The sequence below is a fragment of the Halomonas sp. A40-4 genome, from assembly GCF_015767635.1.
Taxonomy (GTDB): Bacteria; Pseudomonadota; Gammaproteobacteria; order Pseudomonadales; family Halomonadaceae; genus Vreelandella; species Vreelandella janggokensis.
This window is the reverse complement of sequence record NZ_CP065230.1, coordinates 3,507,641-3,530,453: the sequence shown is the minus strand read 5'-3', so window position 1 is coordinate 3,530,453 and position 22,813 is coordinate 3,507,641. Positions and strand designations below refer to the sequence as shown.

Below are 22,813 nucleotides of genomic sequence, written 5' to 3'. Positions count from 1 at the left end.
GTTAAGCCACCTTTCCCATTAAACCTTGCTGTTTCATCAGGCTTGCGAAGCGTTCGCGCGGACCATCGGTGTCGAGATAGCACCCCTGTACATGGCGATGGCCCTCGTCGGTGTTGTAACTCGTTCGCCCGTGCAGAACTCGGCTGTTGTCGAACATCATCAAATCGCCAGCGGCGAGGGGAAAACGCACTTCGTAGGCGGGATCCGTCAACAGTTCACCGAGGCGTTGACGCGCCCGATGAAAGAGCCGTGTCTGGGCATCGGAGAGGAGCGGCAGGGCATCCAGGCGAGGACTGTAGTGAACGCCGGTGGGATGGCCGTCGTCGTTGGTCTGGATCATGGTGCGATGGGTGACCAGCTCAGTACCGGCATCAATGAAGCGAAAGCGCACCGGGGTACGCTTGAGCAGCGCGTAACCCTCGGGGTTTTCCGCGCGCAATTGCTCGAGCACCTTCAGGCTGTCGGCGAGCGTAGACAGCCCCCCCGTGGTTTCGTTAACCAGGCAGTGCAGCAGTTGAATACCCGGCACCGGGCTGCGGTAGGGATTATCGGTATGCGGCCCCAGTGCGACGCTACGATAAGCCAGGTCGTTGCCGGTCGGGCGGGAGTAGACCTCGAAATAACGGCCAAAATTGGTTTCCTTGACGTAGCCGAAGTGGCTGCCGACCTGGAGGATTTGCTCCGGGTCTGTCGGCACGCCTTGAAGGATGATGTAGCCGTACCGCAAGTAGGCGTCCAGTGACGCCTGGAAGTAGGCTGGATCGTCTAGCGTTCGGGGCCAGTCAAAACGAAGCCGGTCTTGATTGAGGCTCGCGTCCCAAGGCTCGGCGAAAGGGAAGTGGCTGGTTTCGTCCAGCTCATCGGCGAGTACGCGAAGATCATAGGTCTCCTTGTGGCCATCGCTAAACGCCAAAACAACGTGATGCTCGTCGACCAGGACTGCACTCTCGAGTGTCAGCGCCGAATCGATGGCATGGGAGTCGAATAGGCGTTGCTGTGTCATTGACTCTAACTGATCAGGCGCGCGTGTTCGCTCACGTAGCCACAGTGGGCTGATTTCCTGAGAGTGATCTCCTTCGTCAATGACAATGGAGGGGGGCTGTTCATGGACGATAAGTGCATGGCGGTTGGGCATGGCGGTCCTCCTCGATGGGTTGCGATTAGCTCGTTTGCTATGACGGGGAACATAGCGATTGAGCAACCAAGCGAGTAGCGCCTTTCTCTTATGCCATTCCATGCATTTTTTTTATACCCGCCCGGGATAATTCGATAGGTCTTGAAGAACGGAGTGGTGAAGGGACCCGGAGGCCAATGTGTGCTTGGGCTCAGGTGCCGAATAAATCGTTGGTCTGTTGGCGACAAGCACGTCATCGTACAGAGACTTACGTCGACCCGATGAACTGTTTCAACGCTGGCAATCCGCGCCAGTGAGGTTTCCCCATGACAGCACCCCCAATAGGGATAAGCCAGTCTTCTGGCGTGCCTTTCAAGACAACTGACGTTTCCCTACGTCACCGTTGTCTCGCCGAGAGGCAGGGCGGCTCGCATGACGTCCATGACCCCAGTGAACGGAAATCTCTTGTGCGACGTGCGCGTGCCGCGAAACGTCTCCCGGAGATACCAAAATGACGTCGCCACCCCGTAGGAACCGGTCAACAGTCGGCTGGCACGGTTTGCCGTTTCTACAATGGCTGCCACAGCAAACGACGCGTTCACTGCGCATCGATGCCATCGCGGGATTGACCGGCGCGGTACTGGTGCTCCCCCAAGGCGTTGCCTATGCACTACTGGCCGGTCTTCCCCCGGAGTACGGCCTTTATGCGGCCATTGTGCCGGTCATACTGGCGGCGCTGTTCGGTTCGTCCCGACAGATGGTCAGCGGGCCGGTGGCTGCCCTGTCGATCGCGCTCTTTTCCACCCTGCAGCCTTTTGCCGACGCAGGCTCCAGCGAGTTCATTACGCTGGCGATGACACTGACGTTCCTGGCGGGTCTCTTTCAGTTGCTGTTAGGCCTGGCGCGCTTGGGCGCGCTGGTCGAGTTGGTGTCGCATTCCGTCATCACCGGATTTACGGCAGGGGCCGCGCTGATCATTGCCGCTAGCCAGTTACCCCATGCGCTGGGGCTGACGCAAATCGAAAGCGGCAACTTTCTTGCTATCTGGCCTCAGTTGGTTGCTCATGGCCACGCGATAGAGCCTATGGCGCCGTTCATCGCTGGTTTCACCGTCATCACCTGTCTGGCGTTTCAGCGCTGGCTGCCACGCTGGCCGGGGATGATCGTGGCGATTGTGGCGGCCACGCTACTGGCCGCCTGGCTGGATCCAAGCCGTGAGATCGTCCAGCGCGTCACGTCTGTCCAGGCCGGGCTGCCTCCGCTGTCAACCCCCGACCTTTCCCTGGAAAACCTGCGTTTGCTGACGCCAGGCGCCATCGCGTTGGGCCTGCTTGGGCTGGTGCAGTCGATTGCCATCGCCCGGGCCATCGCATCGCGAACGGGTCAACGGCTCGACAATAATCAGGAGTTCATCGGCCAGGGGCTATCTAACCTGGGCGGGGCTTTCTTCTCCGGTTTTATCTCTTCAGGATCACTGACGCGCTCAGGACTCAACGCCAGCGCAGGCGCCTGTTCACCCCTGGCCGCCCTGTTCTCGGCGCTGTTCTTGGTGCCTATTCTGCTGGTGGCCTCTCCATTACTGAAATACATGCCGATGCCGGCCATTGCGGGGCAACTGCTATTGATCGCCTTCAAGCTGGTCGACTGGAAAAGTATCCGTGAGTCACTGACGCTTAGCCGTTCGGAAGCCACGGTATTGCTGATTACCTTTTTAAGCACGCTGATCGTGGCGCTGGAGTTCGCGATCTACCTGGGCGTGCTGGCCTCGTTGATACTTTATTTGCGCCGCACCACTCGGCCACCGGTGGTGGAGAGCGACCTGTCCCAGGCGCCGTTGACGATTCAGCAAGTCGTGGAAGCGCAGTACTGCGATGTTGTCAGGATCGACGGCTCCCTGTTTTTCGGTGCTTGCGACTCGATAGCCCGCAGGCTGGAGCGTTGCGAACAGCCCGATCTTGTCATCCTGGCGGCGGGCATCAATTTCATCGACCTCAACGGCATTCATCTTCTACAGCGCCAGGCGCGCCTCTGCCATGCCCGGGGCGGCAAGCTGCACCTGGCCTGGATCAAGCCCAGTGTCGTCGCCCGCCTGCAACGCGTGGGGCTGGTCGGCGACGCGCAACCGAACGGGCCATTTGTGGCCATTACCTTGTGAGAGACGTGGTCAGGTTTTTTCTGATGACAACGTTTCGAGCAATACGTCATTTCACTTCGCAAGGCGGTCTTTAATGACCATAAGAGAGTAGCGACAACTCGATCACTACAATAAGGAGATAGACCCTATGGGCTTCTTAAATAAACGGGCTTCGTCGACGTACGACGATAGCGACATGCAGACGGATTATGTTGTCGGGCAGGACAACATCAAGGGCAGTGTGGGGCCCATCGGCTTTGACATTCACAACCGTGTCTTTGTCCTATCCGCCCTCGCCTCGTTGATTTTCATCGTGCTGACCCTGATGTTCCCGGCGCAGGCAGGGGCGCTTTTCCAATCCATCGTCAGCTTCTCGACGCGCACGCTGGACTGGTACTTCATGATCCTGGTGGATTTCTTCGTTGTTTTCTGTCTGGCGCTGATCGTGCTTCCCCATGGCAAGGTGAGACTGGGTGGGCCGGATGCCCGGCCGGAACACAGTTACTTGTCTTGGTTCGCACTGTTGTTTACCGCGGGTATCGGGATCGCCTTGCTGTTCTTCAGCGTGCTGGAACCGGTTTATCATGCGAATGTGTCGTCGCCCCTAGGCACCCCTTCACCCTTCGGCGCCGACGGTGCGCTGAATCTGGCCGCGGTTGACGAAGCCTCGGCCATGGGGCTGGCGGGGACCTTTCTACACTGGGGGCTGCACGGCTGGGCCGTCTACGCGGTGATGGCGCTTGCCCTGGCGATCTTCAGCTATAACAAGCAACTGCCGTTTTCTATTCGCTCGATCTTTTTTCCCATCCTGGGGGATCGCGTATGGGGCTGGTGGGGGCACGGGATCGATATCCTGGCGGTGTTTTCCACCTTGTTTGGCTTGGCCACGGCACTGGGCTTGGGCGCCCAGCAGGCCAACGCGGGCATGAACTTTGTCTTCGGCATGGCCATCAATACCACGACCCAGGTCATCATCATTGCGCTCGTCACCGCGGTGGCGCTGGTATCGGTGTGGCGCGGCCTCGAGGGGGGCGTCAAGCGGCTCTCCGAGATCAATATGGGGGCGTCCGTGTTGTTCTTCCTCTTTGTGCTGATCGCCGGCCCGACCCTGATGGCGATCAGCGGCATGTGGACAGGAATCAGCCATTATGTGACGGAATTCATTCCGCTATCGGCACCCTTTGGTCGTGACGATGACGCCTATCGCCAAGCCTGGTCGGTCTTTTACTGGGCTTGGTGGGTCAGCTGGGCGCCTTTTGTCGGCATGTTCGTCGCGCGGGTGTCCAAAGGACGTACTGTGCGTGAATTCTTGCTGTGCGTGCTGATCGTGCCGAGTCTTTTTATCTTTATCTGGATGGGGGTATTCGGCAGCATCGCGCTGGATCAGCTCTATACCAATCCCGCCGCCAGTCTGGTCAAGGAGTACGTGATCGATAGCTACCGTCCCGAATTGGCCCTGTTCGGCATGCTCAATGAGCTACCACTGACGGGCTTGATGTCGACCCTTGGGATCATCCTGGCGCTGACCTTCTTCGTGACGTCATCGGATTCCGGCTCTCTGGTGATCGATACCATCACCGCCGGTGGCAAGATCGAAGCACCGCGGCCTCAGCGCATGTTCTGGGCGACGGTGGAGGGGCTGATTGCCATTGTATTGTTGATCGGTGGCGGATTATCGGCGCTTCAGGCGGGTGTCACGGCGACGGCCATCCCTTTTTCCATCTTGATGCTGCTGATGTGCTACGCCATCATCCGCGCCCTGAACGGCGAGCTGCGCCGTATGCGCCACGCAAGTTGACGTGATGTTCCCTTTGCCGGACAAGACGTCCGGTAGAGGGGCTTTTACCATCCTCACAAGAAAAAACGCCCGTACCTAAGGTACGGGCGTTTACGTTGCTTGCCGAGTCGGCTCAGGCGAGGTGATTCGCCATGGCCTTATTCGCCACGGGGAAAGCGCTGGGCTTCTTCGACTTCGTTGAGATCCATGTGGTTACGCATGTAACGCTCGGAAGCGTCCTGAAGCGGCTGATAGTCCCACGGGTAGTAGTGGCCATTGCGCAGGGCCTCGTAGACGATCAGGCGCTGCGCCTGGGAGGCGCGCACGTCGGTATCGAAGGCTTTCATGTCCCAGCGCTCGTGCACCTTGGCCTGATAGTCGGTCACTACCTCGGCGTAGTCGGGATGCGCCGCCAGGTTGTGCTGCTCCAGCGGGTCGGCCTCCAGGTCGAAAAGCTGCGGCGGGTCGATCTCGCAATAGTTGAATTTCCACTTGCCCTCGCGGATGGTCACGATGGGCGAGTAGCTGGCCTCGGCGGCGTATTCCATGTATACCGGCGCGTCGCGCTTCTCGCCTCGGGTCAAGGGAAGCAGCGACTGGCCGTCGGTGTAGGGGGCGATCGAGGAGAGATCGATGCCGACCAGGTCGGCGATGGTGGTATTGATATCGATGATCGATACCGGATCCTCGACATTGCGCGGTTCGATCCCCGGCGCAGACAGCATCAGCGGTACCCGTGACGAGCCTTCATAGGGGCTCATCTTGAACCACAGGCCCTTCTCGCCCAGCATATCGCCGTGGTCGGCGCAGACCACGATAATCGTGTTGTCGAGCATGCGGGTGCGTTCGAGCACGTCGAGAACGCCGCCGATCTTGTCATCGATATAGGAGATGTTGGCGAAATAGCCCTGGCGAGCATTGCGCACGTCCTGGGGCTGGATATTGAACTTGGTATAGTCGTTGGCTTCGAAAATCCGCTGGGAGTGCGGATCCAGCTCATCGAAGGGTACGGGCCCTTGCTGTGGCTCTAGATACTCGCAGTCGTTATATAAATCCCAGTATTGGCGACGCGCCACATACGGGTCGTGCGGATGAGTAAAGCTGACGCACAGCGCCCAGGGACGCTCGTCATGACCGCGCGACAGGTCGTACAGCTTCTGCTCGGCGTGGAACGCGACTTCGTCGTCGTATTCCATCTGATTGGAAATTTCGGCAACGCCAGCGCCTGTCACCGACCCCAGGTTGTGGTACCACCAGTCGATACGCTCACCTGGCCTGGTGTAGTCAGGTGTCCAGCCGAAATCAGCCGGGTAAACATCGGTGGTCAGGCGTTTCTCGAAGCCATGGAGCTGGTCCGGGCCGACGAAGTGCATCTTGCCTGACAAGCAGGTGGAATAACCGGCGCGGCGCAAATGGTGCGCCCAGGTCGGCACGCTCGAGGGGAATTCCGCCGCGTTGTCATATACCCCGGTGCGGCTTGGTAGCTGGCTCGACATGAAGGCGGCCCGCCCCGGTGCACACAGATAACTTGGCGTATAGGCATTCTTGAAGTTGACCGAGCGCTTGGCCAGTTTCTTGAGGTTGGGCGCATGCAAAAAGTCGGCGGGGCCATCCTTAAAGAGTGTGCCGTTGAGCTGGTCGGCCATTAGCACCAATACATTAGGCTTTGTCATATGGGAATCTCCCTGGCGAGTATGGTTGGCGTTCGAAGCTGCGTATAAGCGCAACTTCTATCCCCGTACAATGACGTGCCCGGAGCAGGTAAACCAACGATTTATTCGCCCCCTGAGCCCTAACTCACATTGGTCTCCGGCAGAACCGACGTTGAAGTGATCGTCTCTGTTACCGTCATTAATGTATCAAGGCGCTGAATTGATCAGTCAAGCGAGGAGGTTCACGCTCATTGACGTTCGGGGGGGAGCCGTTCAATCAGGCCGAGGCCCATATGGATAAAGTGGCACAGCAAAACGCCACCGCCCTCACTCAGTAGGGGCGGTGGCGTTTTATAGGGCGTTGATCAAGAAGCCGCGCGGAAGGGGTTGCGCGGGTCGTCATCCCAGGCCAGGAAGGGCTTGCCGGTTTCCTGGGGCACCATGGTGATGCAGTTCTCCACCGGGCAGGTGATCTGGCACAGGTTGCAGCCCACGCACTCTTCCTCGATGACTTCGTAGCGGCGCGCGCCATCCTGCTCGGTGAGCTTGGCAATCGACTGGTGGGAGGTATCCTCGCAGGCGATATAGCAGCGGCCGCACTCGATGCACAGGTCCTGATCGATCTTGGCGATGGTCTTGAAGTTGATATCCAGATGCTTCCAGTCGGTCGTCTGGGGGATCGCCTTGCGCGAGAACGCCTCAATGGAGTCGTAGCCTTTTTCGGCCATCCAGCGGGAAAGCCCGTCTTTCATCTCCTCCACAATGCGAAAGCCATTGAGCATCGCCGCGGTACATACCTGTACGCTACCCGCTCCCAGGGCGATAAACTCCGCCGCATCCCGCCAGGTGGCAATGCCGCCAATGCCAGAGATTGGCAGCGTGGGCGTCGCCGGGTCGCGGGCAATTTCCGCCACCATGTTCATCGCGATGGGTTTGACGGCGCTGCCGCAGTAGCCGCCGTGGGTGCTCTGGTGGCCGACGGTGGGTTTGGCGACCATGTTGTCCAGGTCGATGCTGGTGATCGAGTTGATGGTGTTGATCAGTGACACCGCATCGGCGCCGCCGCGCAGTGCCGCCTGGGCCCCCACGCGAATATCGGTGATGTTAGGCGTCAGCTTGACGATCACCGGTTTGGAGTAGTGTTTCTTGCACCAGTAGGTGACTTTTTCGATCAGGTCCGGGTTTTGGCCCACCGCCGCACCCATGCCGCGTTCGGGCATGCCGTGGGGGCAGCCCAGGTTGAGCTCGATGCCGTCGGCGCCGGTGGCTTCCACGCGCGGCAGTATATAGGCCCAGGCCTCTTCATTGCAGGGCACCATAATGGAAACGATCAATGCCCGGTCAGGCCAGTCCTTCTTCACCTGGGTGATTTCTTCGAGATTGATCTCAAGCGAGCGGTCGGTAATCAGCTCGATATTGTTAAAGCCGATCACTTCGCGGTTCTTGCCGTAGTGGGCCGAATAGCGCGACGACACGTTCACTGCGGGCGGCTCTTCGCCGAGGGTTTTCCACACCACGCCGCCCCAGCCCGCTTCATAGGCGCGTACCACGTTGTAGGCTTTGTCGGTGGGTGGGGCGGACGCCAGCCAGAACGGGTTGGGGGCTTTGATACCGGCGAAATTGACCGATAGATCAACGCCGTTGACCACGCTATCGCCGCTGTCGTGCTTGCCTGGTGGGGTAAAATTGAGGGTGTTCATGCGGCCTCCTGCTTGGCGACGAGCGCCTGATGAATGGCGTGGGCGGCAAGCTTGCCGTGCTGCACGGCCTGAACGGTGAGGTCCTGGCCGGGTTTTACACAGTCACCGCCGGCGTAAACGTTGGGCAGCGAGGTGCGCAGCATGTCATCGACCTGAATGCGCTCGCCGTCGCGGGCGAGTTCGGCGGCGGTGGCGTCGCGAAGGCTTGCCCCTTCAAAGCCCTGACCAATCGCCTTGAAGATGGCGTCGGCGGCAATCTCGAAGGTGTCGCTGGTCGCCGTCAGTTGCCCCGCTTGTTCCTGGGTCTTGGCAAAGCGCATGCCGGCTACCCGGCCTTGGCTGTCCAGCAGAATGTCGTCGGGCTGTGCCCAGGTGACCATGCGCACGCCGTTGGCTTTGGCGATCTCCTGTTCGTGGTCGGTGGCGGACATCGCCTCGACGCCCCTACGGTAGACCAGCGTCACCTCGGTGGCGCCCAGGCGGGCCATCTGGGTCGCCATGTCGATGGCGGTATTGCCTGCGCCAATCACGATGCAGCGCTTGGCCACGGCTAGGCTGCCCAGGTCATCGGTTTGGCGCAGGGTCTTGATGTAGTCCACGGCGGGCATCAGGCCGGGTGCTTCATCGCCGGTAAGCCCCAGGGCGCGGCTGGTACCTAGCCCAAGGCCGAGAAATACACTGTCGTACTGCTGATGCAGGGCGGCCAGTTCCAGGTTGTCGCCCAGGCGCTGGCCGTACTGGATGTCGATGCCGCCGATCTCGAGCAGAAACTCGACTTCCTTACGGGCGAAGTCATCGGTCATCTTGTAGCGGGCGATGCCGTACTCGTTCAGTCCGCCGGGTTTTTGCTCGGCCTCGAAGATGGTTACCTGATGGCCGAGCATCGCCAGTCGGTGCGCGCAGGCGAGCCCAGCGGGGCCGGCGCCGACCACGGCAATATGCCGACCGGTGGTGGCAGCCCGCTTGAACGGGTGACCATCGAACTGCATGTTGTCGGTGGCGTGACGCTGCAGCAGGCCGATCAGCACCGGTTGGCACTCGGCGTCGTGGTTGCGCACGCAACTACGCTCGCAAAGGATTTCGGTGGGGCACACCCGAGCGCAGCTGCCGCCCAGGATGTTGGCTTCCAGGATGGTTTCCGCCGCGCCGTTGATGTTGTTTTCGCTGATCTGGCGAATGAAGCTCGGGATGTCGATCTCCGACGGGCAGGCCTCCACGCAGGGCGCATCGAAGCAGTAGAGACAGCGCTGACTTTCGATCATCGCCTGGCGATGGGTCAGCGGCGGGTGCAGATCGCTAAAGTTGCTTGCCAGCGTAACTGGGTCGTAGGTGCCGACCTCTTTTGCGCTGGGTAGGTGATTCAGTGGGCTAGTCACGGTAGAGCCTCCGCTGTTGTTATGGGCACAGCTGTTGGTCTTGGTCGTTCTTTATGGGTCAGCGCTTGACTGCCATCGGCGCATTTAGCTCGGCACGCTTGGCCAGCAGCTCAAACATGCCAGGGTAGGCAGGGCGTTCTAAATACCGGCCTGCACCGCGCTCGGCGCGCAGGTCACCGTCGCGCCACACCCATTTGCCCTGGCTGATGGTGTGGCGGGCGATGCCGCGTACCGTCTTGCCTTCGAAGATATTGAAGTCGACGTTCTGGTGGTGGGTCTTGGCGGAAATCGTCCGCGTGCCATTGGGATCCCACACCACGATATCGGCATCGGCACCCACCTGAATCGCGCCCTTGCGGGGGTAGAGATTGAAAATCTTGGCGGTGTTGGTCGACGTCAGCGCGACAAACTCCTGGGGCGACAGCTTGCCGGTGTTGACGCCTTCATCCCAGAGTACAGCCAGGCGGTCCTCGACCCCGGCGGTGCCGTTGGGAATCTTGGTGAAGTCGTCCTTGCCTGCGGCCTTCTGGTCGGCGCAGAAGCAGCAGTGGTCGGTGGCGGTGGTCTGCAGGTTGCCGGACTGCAGACCATGCCAAAGCGCTTCCTGATGGCCTTTAGGGCGGAAGGGCGGGCTCATTACGTGCGCCGCGGCGCGGCCCCAGTCGGTATCCTGGTAGACGCTGTCGTCGATCACTAGGTGGCCGGCCAGACACTCGCCGTAAACCTGGTGCCCCTGGTCCCGGGCGTAGGCAATTTCGTCCACGGCGTCCTTGGTGGAAACATGCACCAGATAAATCGGTGCACCCAGGGTGCTGGCGATACGAATGGCGCGGCTGGCAGCCTCGCCTTCTACCTGGGGCGGGCGCGAAAGCGGGTGGGCCTCCGGTCCGGTAAGGCCCTGGGCGAGCAGTTTCTGCTGCATGTGGTAGACCAGCTCGCCGTTTTCAGCGTGAACCGTCGGCACCGCGCCCAACTCCAGGCAGCGCGAAAAGCTCTCCACCAGGATGTCATCGGTGGCCATGATGGCACCTTTGTAGGCCATGAAGTGCTTGAAACTGTTGACCCCGTGTTCGTGCACCAGCGTGCCCATTTCCTCCCGTACACTGTCGTCCCACCAGGTGATCGCCACGTGAAAAGCAAAGTCGGTGGCGGCTTTTTCGGCCCACCCCTGCCAGGTCTCGAACGCCTCCAGCAGCGACTGCCCCGGCTGAGGAATCACGAAGTCGATAATTGAGGTGGTGCCGCCCGCCAGGGCCGCGGCGGTGCCGGTGTAGAAGTCTTCGCTGGCCACGGTACCCATAAACGGCAGCTGCATATGGGTATGGGGGTCAATACCGCCGGGCATCACCAGCTGGTCGCTGGCATCGACGACTTCACAACCATCGGGTATGTCTAAATCAGTGCCGATAGCGTGAATCTTACCGTCAACGCAGAGCACGTCGGCGCGGTAGGTATCGGTATTAGTGACGACAGTGCCGCCCTTGATCAATAGGCTCATTGCTCGCTCCTTTGCTTATCAGGTGGCCGGGCTATTCGCCGTCGGTCAGGCGGGTGTAGGTTTCCGGGCGGCGGTCGCGGAAGAACTGCCAGTTGTTGCGTACCTCGCGAACCATGTCCAAATCGATTTCGTGCACCAGCAGTTCGTCTTCTGTTTCGCTGGCCTGGGCCTCGATCTTGCCGCGCGGGTTAACGATATAGCTGGAGCCATAGAAATTGCCGATATTCCAGGGTGCTTCGGTACCAACGCGGTTGATGGCGGCAATAAAGCAGCCGTTGGCCGCGGCCGAGGCGGGTTGCTCAAGCTCCCAAAGGTACTGCGAAAGCCCGGCGACAGTAGCGGAAGGGTTGAAGATCACCTCGGCGCCGTTGAGGGCGAGCGCCCGCCAACCCTCGGGGAAGTGGCGGTCGTAGCAGATATACACACCAATCTTGCCAAAGGCGGTATCGAAGACCGGCCAGTTGGATTTGCCCGGCTTGAAGAAAAACTTCTCCCAAAAGCCTGCGATCTGGGGGATATGCGTTTTGTGGTACTTGCCCAGATAGCTGCCGTCGGCATCGAACACCGCGGCGGTGTTGTAGTAAACGCCGGTCTCGGTTTCTTCGTACACCGGGACGATGATCACCATGCGGTGCTTGGCGGCGAGTTTCTGCATCATCTGGCAGGTGGGGCCTTCCGGCACCTGCTCGGCGGCGGCATACCATTTGCCGTCCTGACTGGGGCAAAAATAGGGCTGGTTGAACACTTCCTGAAAGCAGAGCACCTGCACGCCCTGTTCTGCCGCTTTCTCGATCATCGGCAGATGGGCTTCGTTCATGGCGTCGCGGATGGCCGCGGGTTCCAGGTCGGTGCTGGTTTTCAGGCCCATTTGAATCAGGCCGATTTTCATCTTCTGCATTAGCGTCTCTCCCGTTATTAGTGTTAGCTCACGGCATCAGGATTAATTAATGATCTGACGGTGGGTAGTGGAGTCTAAAGCTGACTGTAAGGGCAGCTTTTAATAAAGTATCGTCAGGATGTGATTTTTAGCAAGTTAGTTGAATATTTTTTTAATGGCCTTTTTAACTCGTTGAGTTAATTTACTATTCTTCTTTTTGATTTGCGTTTTCCCTAATATGGTGAGTCATTGCACTACTTTGATGTTTTTTTATATGTCTTTTAAATCATGTGTTTAGTTATTATTTTAGGTCTTTAGGCATAATTTTAATGTTGAAAATTGGTGCAAATATTTTTTTTGATCTAGCCTTTTTGAATCCGTCGGGTATGTAGTGTCCTAAAGGGCGGCAAGATGAAGACAACAATAAAATTCTTGTCCCGGAAGACAGTTTTCCATCAATAAGTTAAGCGATAGTGCCGGGCGGTCGGCATGCTTATTGCTTGGGAGCCTCAGACCGTGAGGGTTTTCCGGGAAGCAGATGACACTGAGGAGAGACCAATGACGAAAACAACCTCTCAGATGGTAGACCGAGAAGGGCTGATTGAATTGGATGTGGGGGACGATGTTCGCGATAGCTCGCGCTTCAACAAGGACATCGCGCCTACCCAGGCGAGTGAACGAACCTGGACTAAGTGGAATATCGCCGCGCTTTGGGTGGGGATGGCGATTTGTGTACCCACCTACACACTTGGGGGTGTGTTGACCGCCTACTTTGGCTTGAGCGTGGGGGAGGCGTTGTTCGCGATATTACTGGCCAACGTGATTGTCTTGATTCCACTCACGCTCAACGCTTTTCCGGGTACTAAATTCGGGATTCCTTTTCCCGTTGTGCTGCGCTCTTCGTTCGGGATTTTTGGATCCAACGTGCCGTGTCTGGTGCGCGCCCTGGTCGGGTGTGGGTGGTTTGGTATTCAAACCATGTTCGGCGGGCTGGCCATTCACTTGCTGCTCTCGGAACTGATACCCGCGTGGGCGGCACTGGGCGGCGTTGGTGAAGTCATCGGCTTTTTCGTGTTTGGCGCCATGAATCTTTATGTGGTCATTCGCGGTGCGGAGTCGATCAAGTGGCTGGAAACCCTGGCCGCACCGTTGCTATTGGCGGTGGGTATTGGCTTGATGGTGTGGGCGTGGCCGCACACCTCGATGACCGAGCTGCTGGCTCAGCCGCCATCGCGTCCCGAAGGGGCGTCAGTGTATGGCTACTTCTTTGCCGGGTTAACCGCCATGGTAGGCTTTTGGGCGACCCTGTCGCTGAATATTCCCGATTTCAGTCGTTTTGCCAAAAGTCAGAAAGATCAGATTGTCGGGCAGGTGATTGGCCTGCCGTTGACAATGTTTTTCTTTGCCTCACTGGGTGTGGTGATGACCGCTGCCTCAGAGACGCTTGTCGGTCAAACCGTGGCCGACCCGGTGCGGTTGATCGGCTATATCGATAGCCCGTTCTGGGTAGTGCTGGCGATGCTGCTGATTATCATCGCCACGATTTCTACCAACACGGCCTCGAATATTGTCTCGCCGACCAATGATTTTCAGAATATTGCGCCCAAAATGATTAATCAGACCCGTGGTGTACTGATGACTGGTGCGGTGGGTGTGTTGCTGATGGGCTATGACCTGCTCCAAAAAGCGGGCATCATCCCGCCAGGGGTATCGCTGGAACAGATGTACTCCAACTGGCTGCTGGGTTATTCCAGCCTGCTTGGCCCGATTGCCGGTATCATGGCCGTGGATTACTTTTTGATTAAAAAACAGCGCTTGGATGTGCCCAGTCTGTATATGGACAGCCATGTTTATCCTGCGGTGAACATTGCCGGTTTTATCGCCTTTGGCGTGCCCGTTGCGCTAACGCTAATCTCGCTGACCACCGGTACGATGTACTGGTTCTACGACTACGGCTGGTTTACCGGCTCGGCGCTTGGCGCGATCGTTTATTATGTCGCAAGTCAGGTGCTTTCCTCCGCACCGTCGGTGGGTCCGGCGCCGGTGGCTGACAAGGAGCCGGCCGAGCAACTACCTTAGTTCGCGCGACGTGCGCTTCTCCAACATATCTCACCAACACCCGGCTAAATGCCGGGTGTTGGTGTTTGTGGCGTATTGATGAAGTGTAAAAAGGCGTCAACCACACGATTGGGGCGGCGATCGCGACGTGCAATAAGCACAAAGGGAATAAGGTAGTGCTGACTTGTGGTATTCAGGGCGCGCATTTTGCCCGCCGAGACCCACTGGTCTGCGACGTGTTCGGGAAGAAATCCCATAAAACGCCCGGTGAGAATCAAAAACGCCGCGCCCTCACGGTCTGACGCCGAGGCGCGCAGGTTGAGGTCATCGTGGGCCTGGCGTGCCTCAGCAGGTAGCGGATAGCGTGGTGATATGGCGGGATGCTGTGAAAGCTCGTCCAACGTGAGGCGGTCACTGGCCTTATCGAACAACGGGTGTCCCACCGAGCAGTATAGATAGGAAGGTTCGTCGTAGAGATGCTGAGTACTCAGGCTGGTGGGCAGGTTGACCGCTGGCACCACGCCGACGTGCATGTGGCCGTCCATCACGCCGCGAATCACCGCATCCGAGGGCTCCATGTGTATGTTCAGTGTCACATCGTGTTCCGGGGCGCTGAGCCTGGTCAGCGCATGGGTGACATGCATGGCGGGTAGCGTCACCAGGTTGTCGGTAATGCCAATATTCAGCTCCCCCTTGATGGTTTGATGCAGCGCGTTGACATCGCTTTTGAAGGTTTCAAGCGCGGAAAGCAGCGTCAGGCCTGCCTGATAAATCTCTTTGCCCTCCTCGGTTAGGCTGAACCCGCCACGCCCACGCTGGCACAGCGAAAAGCCTAGCCGTCCTTCCAGATCGTTCATGTGCTGGCTGATTGCCGACCGGCTTATGCCCAGCGTGGTCTCGGCCGCCGTAAAGCCACCGCACTCCACCACTGTTTGAAAAATACGAATCAGGCGAATCTCATAGTCGCTCATTTGACCAAGCGCGGGCATATCAAGCTCTCATGGCGGGTAATCAGTTGATTTAATGATAGAGGAATTGAAAAAGGCCGATGTACTTTTCAAAAATAGTTCTTCAATATCATCGACGTTTAAGCTTATGTTAGGGCGGTTCCGTTTGTTTAGTGCCACTTTATGACAAGGCGTCCGCGCAATGCCACAACCTGTTGCCCCGTTAACATCCGACTTGGCGAAAAAGTATCGCCAACAGCGCCGCGGAGCTTTAACGCTTTACGGGGTAGCGCTGTTGCTGCTCCTGAGTATTTTTGCATGGATACTCTACGAACAATATCGCCAGGAACTCCAGACGCTTGAGACGCGCAATGCGGCCAGAGCCGACGTCGTGGTCGAATGGGCAAAAGGCGTTTTTGCGCAAAGCGGTCAGGCCCTTTTTAGCGTTGCCGAGTTGGTGCAACTGGAGGGCATGCCGACCGAGGGAGAGTCTTCTGCTATTCAACAGGCATTACGCAACCGAACACGCTCTGTCGACTGGGTCGATGATATTGGTGTTATCGATGCTGAAGGAATTGTTCAGGCCAGCGCACGTAGCGCTGACTCAATAGGTCGCGACCTAAGCAGCAGCTCGTTTTTTCAAAAATTTCGTGATCAGGACGATCGCACGGAGCTGGTGACGCCGCTTTATTCGACCGCCCCTGACGAGCGCTACTATCTTTATCAAGCTCGCCGCTTGACCCGTGATAACGGTGAATTCGACGGCATAGCGGTCGCACGTATTTCCCCTGCGGTTTTTGAACGCGCCTTGCAGCGTCTAGGCGTGTCCAACGGCGAAAGTATTGCGCTGGTAGATGGTGAACTCAAGCTGATTGCCCGTTTACCTAGTCTTGAGGATCCCTTCACCGCTGGATGGCAGGTGGACAGTCCCGAGACCCTGGCGATGCTTGAACGGGATGTCGATAAGTGGTCGTTACGTGTGACCTCACCGCTGGATCAGCGCGAGCGGCTGTTTCAGATGCAGTGGATAGAAGAACTGCCGCTTTTGGTGGTCGTGGGCGAGGATGTTCATCTTCAATTGGCCAACTGGCGACAACGTGCCGGGATTCTGGCTGGGGTGATGCTGTTGATCGCAATATTGGGCGCCTGGGGTGTGCGTCACTACCTTAACCGGCTGCGCTTTGAACATCGGTTACATCAAAGTGAAGCGGAGCTGCGAATCTCTGCCACTGCGTTCCAGACCCATCTAGGCATGCTGATTGCCGATGCAAACGGCCATGTGTTGAAGGTCAACAATACCTTTACGCGAATCACCGGCTATAGCGAAGCCGAACTGGTGGGTAAAAGCCCGCGGATGTTGAACTCAGGCCGACACGATGCCGCTTTCTACCGCAAATTATGGCAGCGGGTTCAGGTAGCCGGTAGTTGGGAAGGTGAAATCTGGAGTCGCCGCAAGAATGGCGATGTGTTTCCCGAATGGCTGACCATTAGTGCCGTTTACGACCCGCAAGGCACCTTGACGCATTACGTAGCCACCATGAGCGACATTAGTGAGAGCAAAGCGGCAGAGCAGGAAATTCATCAACTGGCGTTTTACGACCCGTTGACCGGGCTTGCCAATCGGCGACTGTTCATGGACCGCATGGAGGCAGCTTTAAAGGACGTGAATCGTCATTCTCGCTGGGGGGCCTTGCTGTTTATCGATATCGATAACTTCAAGCAAATCAACGATACCCTGGGGCACTACGTTGGTGATCAACTGCTTCAACATCTTGCACGTTTAATGGGGCAAATGCTGCGTGAAACGGACACCCTGGCGCGGCTGGGAAGCGATGAATTTGCCGTGCTGATCGAAGGCCTGGGTAAAAGCCGGGAGCATACCGCTGAACTGGCCGAAAATATCGCGCAGAAACTTCAGGATATGATCAGCCAGCCGATGACGGTCCGGGATGACAGTCTTAGCGTCACGGCAAGTATCGGGATTACCGTGGTAAGTGATCATACCAGTACAGTCGATGATTACTTGCAGCAGGCGGACATGGCGCTTTTCCAGGCCAAAAGCAGCGGTCGCTGTGCGTTGAGCTTTTTTGACCCCACCATGCAAGCCGAATTGTTGGCGCGGGTTCGCCTGGAAAACGAACTTCGCCAAGCGTTGGCGAATGAAGAATGGCAGCTGTATTTCCAGCCTCAAGTTGATCAGGACGGCCGCTGCATAGGGGTCGAAGGCCTGCTGCGCTGGCAGCATCCTGAACGCGGCTTGGTCATGCCGGGCGTGTTCATTCCCCTCCTCGAATCGACCGAGCTGATTAACCCGGTAGGTGATTGGGTGCTGGAGGCTGCCTGTCAACAGCTGGCGCAGTGGGCCCACCAGCCTGGGTTTGCCGAATTGAGCGTGGCGGTCAACGTCAGCCCGCTGCAGTTCCGGCAGGTTGATTTTGTTAACAAGGTGGAGTCGATATTGCAGCGCACAGGCGCGCCGAGTCACAAGCTTAAACTGGAGGTGACGGAGTCGCTATTTGTGGAAGAGCGCGATGATGCCCGTGAGAAAATGCTGCAACTCAAACAGCAGGGGGTGCGTTTTGCGCTGGACGACTATGGTACTGGTTACTCGTCGCTGGCCTATCTGGCACACCTCCCTCTGGATCAGTTAAAAATTGATCAATCCTTTGTTCAGCAGGTGATTGACAGTAAGGCGAATGCTGCCATCGTGGAAAGTACCATTGCGCTGGCACAAAGTCTGTCGCTGGAGATCGTGGCCGAAGGCGTCGAGAGAGACGACCAGCAGGCGTGGCTTTTGGCCCATGGTTGCCGAGCTTATCAAGGCTTCCTATACGGAAAAGCAATGCCTCTGAACGTGCTTGAGATGTGGCTTAGGCATGAGCATTTAGCTTTGTAAGGTGCCGGCGAGCGCCTCTTTTAGCGTGTCCGCATCGGGCATATGTGGGCTGGACGACTCGTGGGCAATGATCTCCAGACGTGAGTCCTGACGCCAGGTGGATGGCGTGACGCTTAGCGTGCCATCAGCTCGGTTGAGCTGTCGCCAGCCATCCTGGGTGTGAAACACGCCCTTGACTCGCACGTCCCGTGAAAGCTCACTGAGATAGGCGGCCAGGCCGTCCAGGTCAAAGCAATCACTCGGATGCCAGCGCAAGCCGATACTTGCGTAACCCAGCGAGGCACCGGTTTCACATTGCGGCGTGCCGGGGGCAGGCGGGACGTCGAAAAAACCGCCGTCCAGACTGGGGGGAACAGGTAGTGGCTGATGGGCCTCAGGCGTTTCAATCGCGTTACGTTGAGCGCTGTCGCTTTCCAGCAAAAGCGACAGCGGCAGCCGACCATGGTCGGCCTCATGGACCCACTTGCGCGGTGGCCAGCGCTCGGCAACAAAGGCGTGGGCCGCACTGAGTTGCTCGGCGGTGCTTAGGTCGCGCATGGTCAAGGCAATAGCGTCGGCGATCTCGAGCTGGTCGCGGAAGGTTTCGTGGTCGACCACGCGTGGCTCATCCAGGCGACGTGGATCGAGCGTCGTCACAATATCGCGTACGTCTACGACACCCTGAAACGCCTCGCTACGCAGCAGATCCACCAACCCTGCCGGATGACCAAGGCCGGAAGGCTCGATGATCACCCGGTCAGGTTGGCTACGCGACAACAGATTGACCAGAGCGGCCTGCATCACGAAGGCCAACTGGCAACACAGGCAACCACCCGGCAAGCCTTTAACCACCACATCGTCGCGCGCTTCAAACATTGCCTGGTCGATGCCGATCTGGCCAAACTCGTTGACCAGAATCGCCCATTTTTCATCCACAGGCTTTTGCTCGACCAGGCTGTGGATAAGCGATGTTTTGCCACTGCCCAGAAAGCCGGTGATGATATGCACCGGCACATTGGATAACGCTGACACCATTAGCCGCCGGTCATGTTCATGAAGCGCACCACCTGAACATCACCGTCGGTGGTGAAATGATGACGCTCGGGTTTAAGTGGCAAGGCATTGATGATGGCATCCTTGAGCGCCTGCATATCCCCCGGGTGACGACGCAATACCGCACGCAAGTCGACCGAATGCTCGTTGCCCAGGCACAGCAGCAAGCGACCTTCGACGGTCACGCGAACGCGGTTGCAGGTATCGCAGAAGTTATGGCTGTGTGGCGAAATAAAGCCGATACGGCTGTTGCTGTCGGCCATGCGGAAATAACGCGAGGGGCCGGGCGTGGTTTCCGGGGTGGCGATCAGCGGGTAGCGGGTTTCGATCAGCGCCTGGACGTCATCGCTTGAATAGAAGGTTTCCGCGCGGGAGTGGTCGGAGACATCGCCCAGCGGCATTTCCTCGATAAAGCTGATATCCAGCCCTTCGCGGCGGGCAAAGTCGACCAGGTCGAGCACTTCATCCTCGTTGCGGCCCTTGAGGATGACCGCGTTGAGCTTGATGCGCTCGAAGCCGGCTTCCTTGGCGGCATGGATGCCGTCGATGACTTTATCCAGATCGCCGGTGCGGGTGAGCTGTTTGAAGCGTTCCGGGTCCAGCGAATCCAGGCTGATGTTTAGACGCCGCATGCCGCCAGCGTATAGCTGCTTGGCATGCTTGCGCAGGCTGGCACCATTGGTGGTCATGGTGAAGTCGTTGAGTCCCGGCATCGAGCCGATTTCATCCACCAACTGGGTGATGTCACGGCGTACCAGGGGTTCGCCGCCGGTGAGGCGAATTTTCTCGACGCCGAGCTCGGTAAAGGCGCGGGCGACCATGGCCAGCTCTTCCAGTGTAAGAACCTGCGCGCGGGGCAGAAAGGTCATCTCCTCGCTCATGCAGTAAACGCAGCGGAAGTCGCAGCGGTCGGTTACCGATATACGCACATAGTTGATGCGGCGGCCAAAGTTGTCGATCAGTTGCTCGGTCATAGCCAATCCGTTAATGGTTGTATGCTGACGACCTCACCTGGTTGCACGCCGTCCTGGTCATCGGCTAACTCTATCAAACAGTTAGCGGCCACCATTGAGGTTAAAATGCCCGACCCCTGGGCACCGGTGCTGCGTACGTGTAGCCGTCCTTCTTTATCATTATGGTAGATGCCACGGATAAAGTCTGTCCGTTGAAAGCGACTTTTCAAGGCGTCGTCGGCAACCGCCTGGAGGCGGCGCGGGGACGTCACCGGCCGACCCTGGAGCCGCTGCAGCAACGGCACCACAAACTGCAGGAAGGTTACCATGACGGCCACGGGATTGCCGGGCAGGCCGACGAAAGGCGTATGCGCCGTGCCCAGCCAGCCGCAGGCCATGGGGCGCCCAGGGCGGAGGGCCACCCGCCAGAACGTCAGGCGCCCAAGGTGCTCGAGAGCGTCACGGGTAAAATCGGCATGGCCGACCGAAACCCCGCCGCTGGAAATCACCAGGTCACTTTTCGCCGCGGCGTCTGCCAGGGTATCCGTCAGTGCGGTAAAGTCATCCGGCAAGATGCCAAGGTCAATGACCTCAGCGCCATGTTCAATGAGAAGCCCCGTCAGGGTAAAGCGGTTGGCGTCGTAAATGCCATCGCTTGGCAAGGTATTGCCTGGGGCTGTGACTTCATTGCCGGTCGAGAAAATCGCCACCCTGGGGCGCTGATAAACGGGTACTTGTGCCCAGCCCAACGAGGCGACCAGCCCCAGGGCGGCGGCGTCTAAACGAGTACCGGCGGTAAGGGCGACGTCGCCGATCGTGATGTCCTCTCCCGCTTGGCGCACGTTCTGGCCACGTTTGACACGCTCAGGCGCTTCAATCACGACGCTGTCGTGCTGCTCGACCAGCTGCTCGCGCATGATGACAGTATCGGTGCCGGGCGGGAGCGGTGCGCCGGTCGTAATGCGCACACACTGCCCAGCAGCGACGTTGCCCGCAAACGCCTGGCCGGCAAAGGCATCGCCTGCCAGTGCCCACTGGGTTTGGGCATTGTTCTCCCAGGCCAGGGCCACACCGTCCATCGCCGCATTGGTATTCTGCGGCACGTTAATCGTGGCGGTAATGTCTTCTGCAAGGCGCCGACCATGGGCATTCGTTAGGGCGACGCGCTCACTGACAAGGGGCCGTTCGATCAGGGTGGCAAGCGCCGTTCGCGCCTCGCTCACACTGAGCATCTGCTCGCCGAGCTCGAAACAGGACAGCGTCATGTGATGGCCTTTTTCGCGCTGGCGTCATTGCCAAGCGCTGTTTCCAGGCGAATTTTCTCTTCTTCGGTGTTCAGGTTGGCAAAGGCTTCCGCGCAGTCTGACATATCGACCCTGCACCAGGCATGGCGGGCATACCAGCGGTCGATCTTGCGTTCCCCATCGGCCAGCGTTGTTGCCAGATCATCAGCCAGAGAGGTGCGAATCAAGGCTACCACGGGGTGCATGCGTTCACCGTCAAAGGCAACGGCAATATCATGCTCGCCGATGCCCGCCACCATGCGTGCCACCAGGTCGTTGGGCAGCGCAGGGGAGTCACAGGGCGCCACCAGCAGCCAGGGGGTTTTAGCGGCGCGCAAGCCGCTGTAGATACCCATCAGCGGCCCCTTGAAACCGCCCTCGGCGTCTTCAATGACACGATCAGCGAACAACTCGTAGGCGTCGCTGTTGCGGTTGGCGTTGATCAGCAGTTCGGCTACCCGGCCATCGAAACGCTGAATGACATGAGCAATCAACGGCAGGCCAGCAAAGGGTTCGAGGCCTTTATCGCGGCCGCCCATGCGGCGGCCTTCACCGCCGGCGAGAACCATGCCGGTAAGTTGCTTTGCGGAAATCATTGGCGTGCCTCCTGTTTGGCTGCACGGGCGCGAGGCGGGCGTGCGGGAATGGCATCCAGCGTGAGGCGGTCTTGAGCGTTAATGGCTTGAAAGTGCTTGCCTTTGGCGCGGGCAATCAGCATGACGCCAAAGCGTTTCGCCAACTCGACGCCTTTTTGGGTCACGCCGGAGCGGGATACCAGGACGCTGATACCCATCTGGGCGACCTTGAGCACCATTTCTGAAGTTAATCGCCCCGTGGTATAGAAAATATCCGCATCGGCGCTGTCTGCCTGTTGCAGCCACTGGCGGCCTGCTAGTGTATCCACGGCGTTGTGCCTGCCGACATCTTCAACGAAATCCAGCACGTCGCTTTGCCAGCATAGCGCGCAGCCGTGCACCGCCCCGGCGCTACGGTAGGTTTCATTATAGGCATTGAGATTTTGCAGCAATTGGTAAAGCGTGGACTGGGCCAGCCGCGTGTCAGGCAGCTCGGTCAGGTCAGTCTGATCGAGGAGCTTGCCGAATACCGTTCCTTGCCCGCAACCGGTGGTAACGGTGCGAGTGCTGAGGCGAGCCTCAAGGTCGTCAGGTAAGTGGCCGGTAACGACCACAGCGGCTTCAACCTCCCAGTCCACCTGAACGACCGAAAGGTCAGCCGCGGCGCGCAGCAGCCCCTGATTACGTAGATAGCCGACTACCAGCGCTTCGGGGTCGTCACCCAGCGTCATCAGCGTGACAATCTCACGCTTGTTGAGATAAACGGTCAAGGCCCGCTCGGCGGCAATCGCCTGCCGACGGGTATCACCAAATTCGTCTACCACGTCAATCTCGGTGGTGGCCGGTAAGCGGGCTCGGCTTAGCTCCAGGGCGGGCATCCGTGATCCTCATGGTGCGTACAACGTTTGAGTTGACGATGATGGCGCTCGAAAGGCTTACTT

General features: G+C 58.4%; 16 protein-coding genes. 4 read left to right on the top strand and 12 right to left on the bottom strand.

Annotated features, from left to right (window positions below; all coding sequences use genetic code 11):
* Position 1: 1 nt before the first annotated feature.
* Positions 2-1,135, bottom strand: a complete 1,134-nt coding sequence (locus tag IT895_RS16460; protein WP_199284075.1) for a TauD/TfdA family dioxygenase — start codon at positions 1,133-1,135, stop codon at positions 2-4.
* A 490-nt stretch (positions 1,136-1,625) separates the two neighbouring features.
* Here IT895_RS16460 and IT895_RS16455 point away from each other — a divergent pair, with 490 nt between their 5' ends.
* Together IT895_RS16455 and IT895_RS16450 are read left to right on the top strand one after the other, a co-directional pair.
* Entirely contained in the window at positions 1,626-3,269 is a 1,644-nt protein-coding gene (locus IT895_RS16455; RefSeq protein WP_199284074.1) for a SulP family inorganic anion transporter, read from the top strand.
* Between the two features lie 175 nt (positions 3,270-3,444).
* Positions 3,445-5,046: a BCCT family transporter gene (locus IT895_RS16450; RefSeq protein WP_199284073.1), complete on the top strand. Its 1,602-nt coding sequence runs from the start codon at positions 3,445-3,447 to the stop codon at positions 5,044-5,046.
* Positions 5,047-5,183: 137 nt separating this feature from the next.
* Here the strand turns inward: IT895_RS16450 and betC are convergent, their stop codons facing one another.
* The 5 genes from betC to IT895_RS16425 all read right to left on the bottom strand — a co-directional run bounded on the left by betC (position 5,184) and on the right by IT895_RS16425 (position 12,149).
* Complete coding sequence (gene betC, locus IT895_RS16445; protein WP_199284072.1) at positions 5,184-6,698, bottom strand: choline-sulfatase; 1,515 nt, start codon at positions 6,696-6,698, stop codon at positions 5,184-5,186.
* A gap of 344 nt (positions 6,699-7,042) precedes the next feature.
* Positions 7,043-8,377, bottom strand: coding sequence for an NAD-dependent dihydropyrimidine dehydrogenase subunit PreA (gene preA, locus IT895_RS16440; protein WP_085919774.1), 1,335 nt, complete (start codon positions 8,375-8,377; stop codon positions 7,043-7,045).
* A complete protein-coding gene (locus tag IT895_RS16435; protein ID WP_199284071.1) occupies positions 8,374-9,753 on the bottom strand; it encodes an NAD(P)-dependent oxidoreductase in 1,380 nt (459 codons plus the stop codon). Before IT895_RS16435 ends, preA begins: the two co-directional genes overlap by 4 nt.
* 58 nt (positions 9,754-9,811) lie before the next feature.
* Positions 9,812-11,251 (bottom strand): dihydropyrimidinase, encoded by a 1,440-nt coding sequence (hydA, locus tag IT895_RS16430; protein ID WP_199284070.1) that lies wholly within the window; start codon positions 11,249-11,251, stop codon positions 9,812-9,814.
* 31 nt (positions 11,252-11,282) lie between these two features.
* Positions 11,283-12,149, bottom strand: a complete 867-nt coding sequence (locus IT895_RS16425) for a nitrilase-related carbon-nitrogen hydrolase (RefSeq protein ID WP_085919777.1) — start codon at positions 12,147-12,149, stop codon at positions 11,283-11,285.
* 537 nt (positions 12,150-12,686) lie between these two features.
* Here IT895_RS16425 and IT895_RS16420 point away from each other — a divergent pair.
* Complete coding sequence (locus IT895_RS16420) at positions 12,687-14,207, top strand: NCS1 family nucleobase:cation symporter-1 (RefSeq protein ID WP_085919778.1); 1,521 nt, start codon at positions 12,687-12,689, stop codon at positions 14,205-14,207.
* Between the two features lie 44 nt (positions 14,208-14,251).
* Here IT895_RS16420 and IT895_RS16415 read toward each other — a convergent pair whose 3' ends face one another.
* Positions 14,252-15,175: a LysR family transcriptional regulator gene (locus IT895_RS16415; protein ID WP_199284069.1), complete on the bottom strand. Its 924-nt coding sequence runs from the start codon at positions 15,173-15,175 to the stop codon at positions 14,252-14,254.
* 160 nt (positions 15,176-15,335) lie between these two features.
* Between IT895_RS16415 and IT895_RS16410 the strand changes: the two genes are divergently transcribed.
* Positions 15,336-18,029: a bifunctional diguanylate cyclase/phosphodiesterase gene (locus tag IT895_RS16410; RefSeq protein ID WP_199284068.1), complete on the top strand. Its 2,694-nt coding sequence runs from the start codon at positions 15,336-15,338 to the stop codon at positions 18,027-18,029.
* Here the strand turns inward: IT895_RS16410 and IT895_RS16405 are convergent.
* Genes IT895_RS16405 through IT895_RS16385 form a run of 5 tightly spaced genes read right to left on the bottom strand, consistent with a single transcriptional unit; the run spans position 18,018 to position 22,750 of the window.
* Entirely contained in the window at positions 18,018-19,043 is a 1,026-nt protein-coding gene (locus IT895_RS16405; protein ID WP_199284067.1) for a CobW family GTP-binding protein, read from the bottom strand. The two genes, IT895_RS16410 and IT895_RS16405, sit on opposite strands and share 12 nt — an antisense overlap.
* Positions 19,043-20,035: a GTP 3',8-cyclase MoaA gene (gene moaA, locus IT895_RS16400; RefSeq protein WP_199284066.1), complete on the bottom strand. Its 993-nt coding sequence runs from the start codon at positions 20,033-20,035 to the stop codon at positions 19,043-19,045. The genes IT895_RS16405 and moaA overlap by 1 nt, the downstream gene beginning before the upstream one ends.
* On the bottom strand, positions 20,032-21,279 hold the full coding sequence (moeA, locus tag IT895_RS16395) for a molybdopterin molybdotransferase MoeA (protein ID WP_199284065.1): 1,248 nt from the start codon (positions 21,277-21,279) through the stop codon (positions 20,032-20,034). Before moeA ends, moaA begins: the two co-directional genes overlap by 4 nt.
* Positions 21,276-21,893, bottom strand: a complete 618-nt coding sequence (gene mobA / locus IT895_RS16390; RefSeq protein ID WP_085918940.1) for a molybdenum cofactor guanylyltransferase MobA — start codon at positions 21,891-21,893, stop codon at positions 21,276-21,278. The genes moeA and mobA overlap by 4 nt, the downstream gene beginning before the upstream one ends.
* Positions 21,890-22,750 carry a formate dehydrogenase accessory sulfurtransferase FdhD gene (locus IT895_RS16385; protein ID WP_085918941.1) on the bottom strand — a complete coding sequence of 287 codons (861 nt, stop codon included), beginning with the start codon at positions 22,748-22,750 and terminating at the stop codon, positions 21,890-21,892. Before IT895_RS16385 ends, mobA begins: the two co-directional genes overlap by 4 nt.
* Positions 22,751-22,813: the final 63 nt, after the last annotated feature.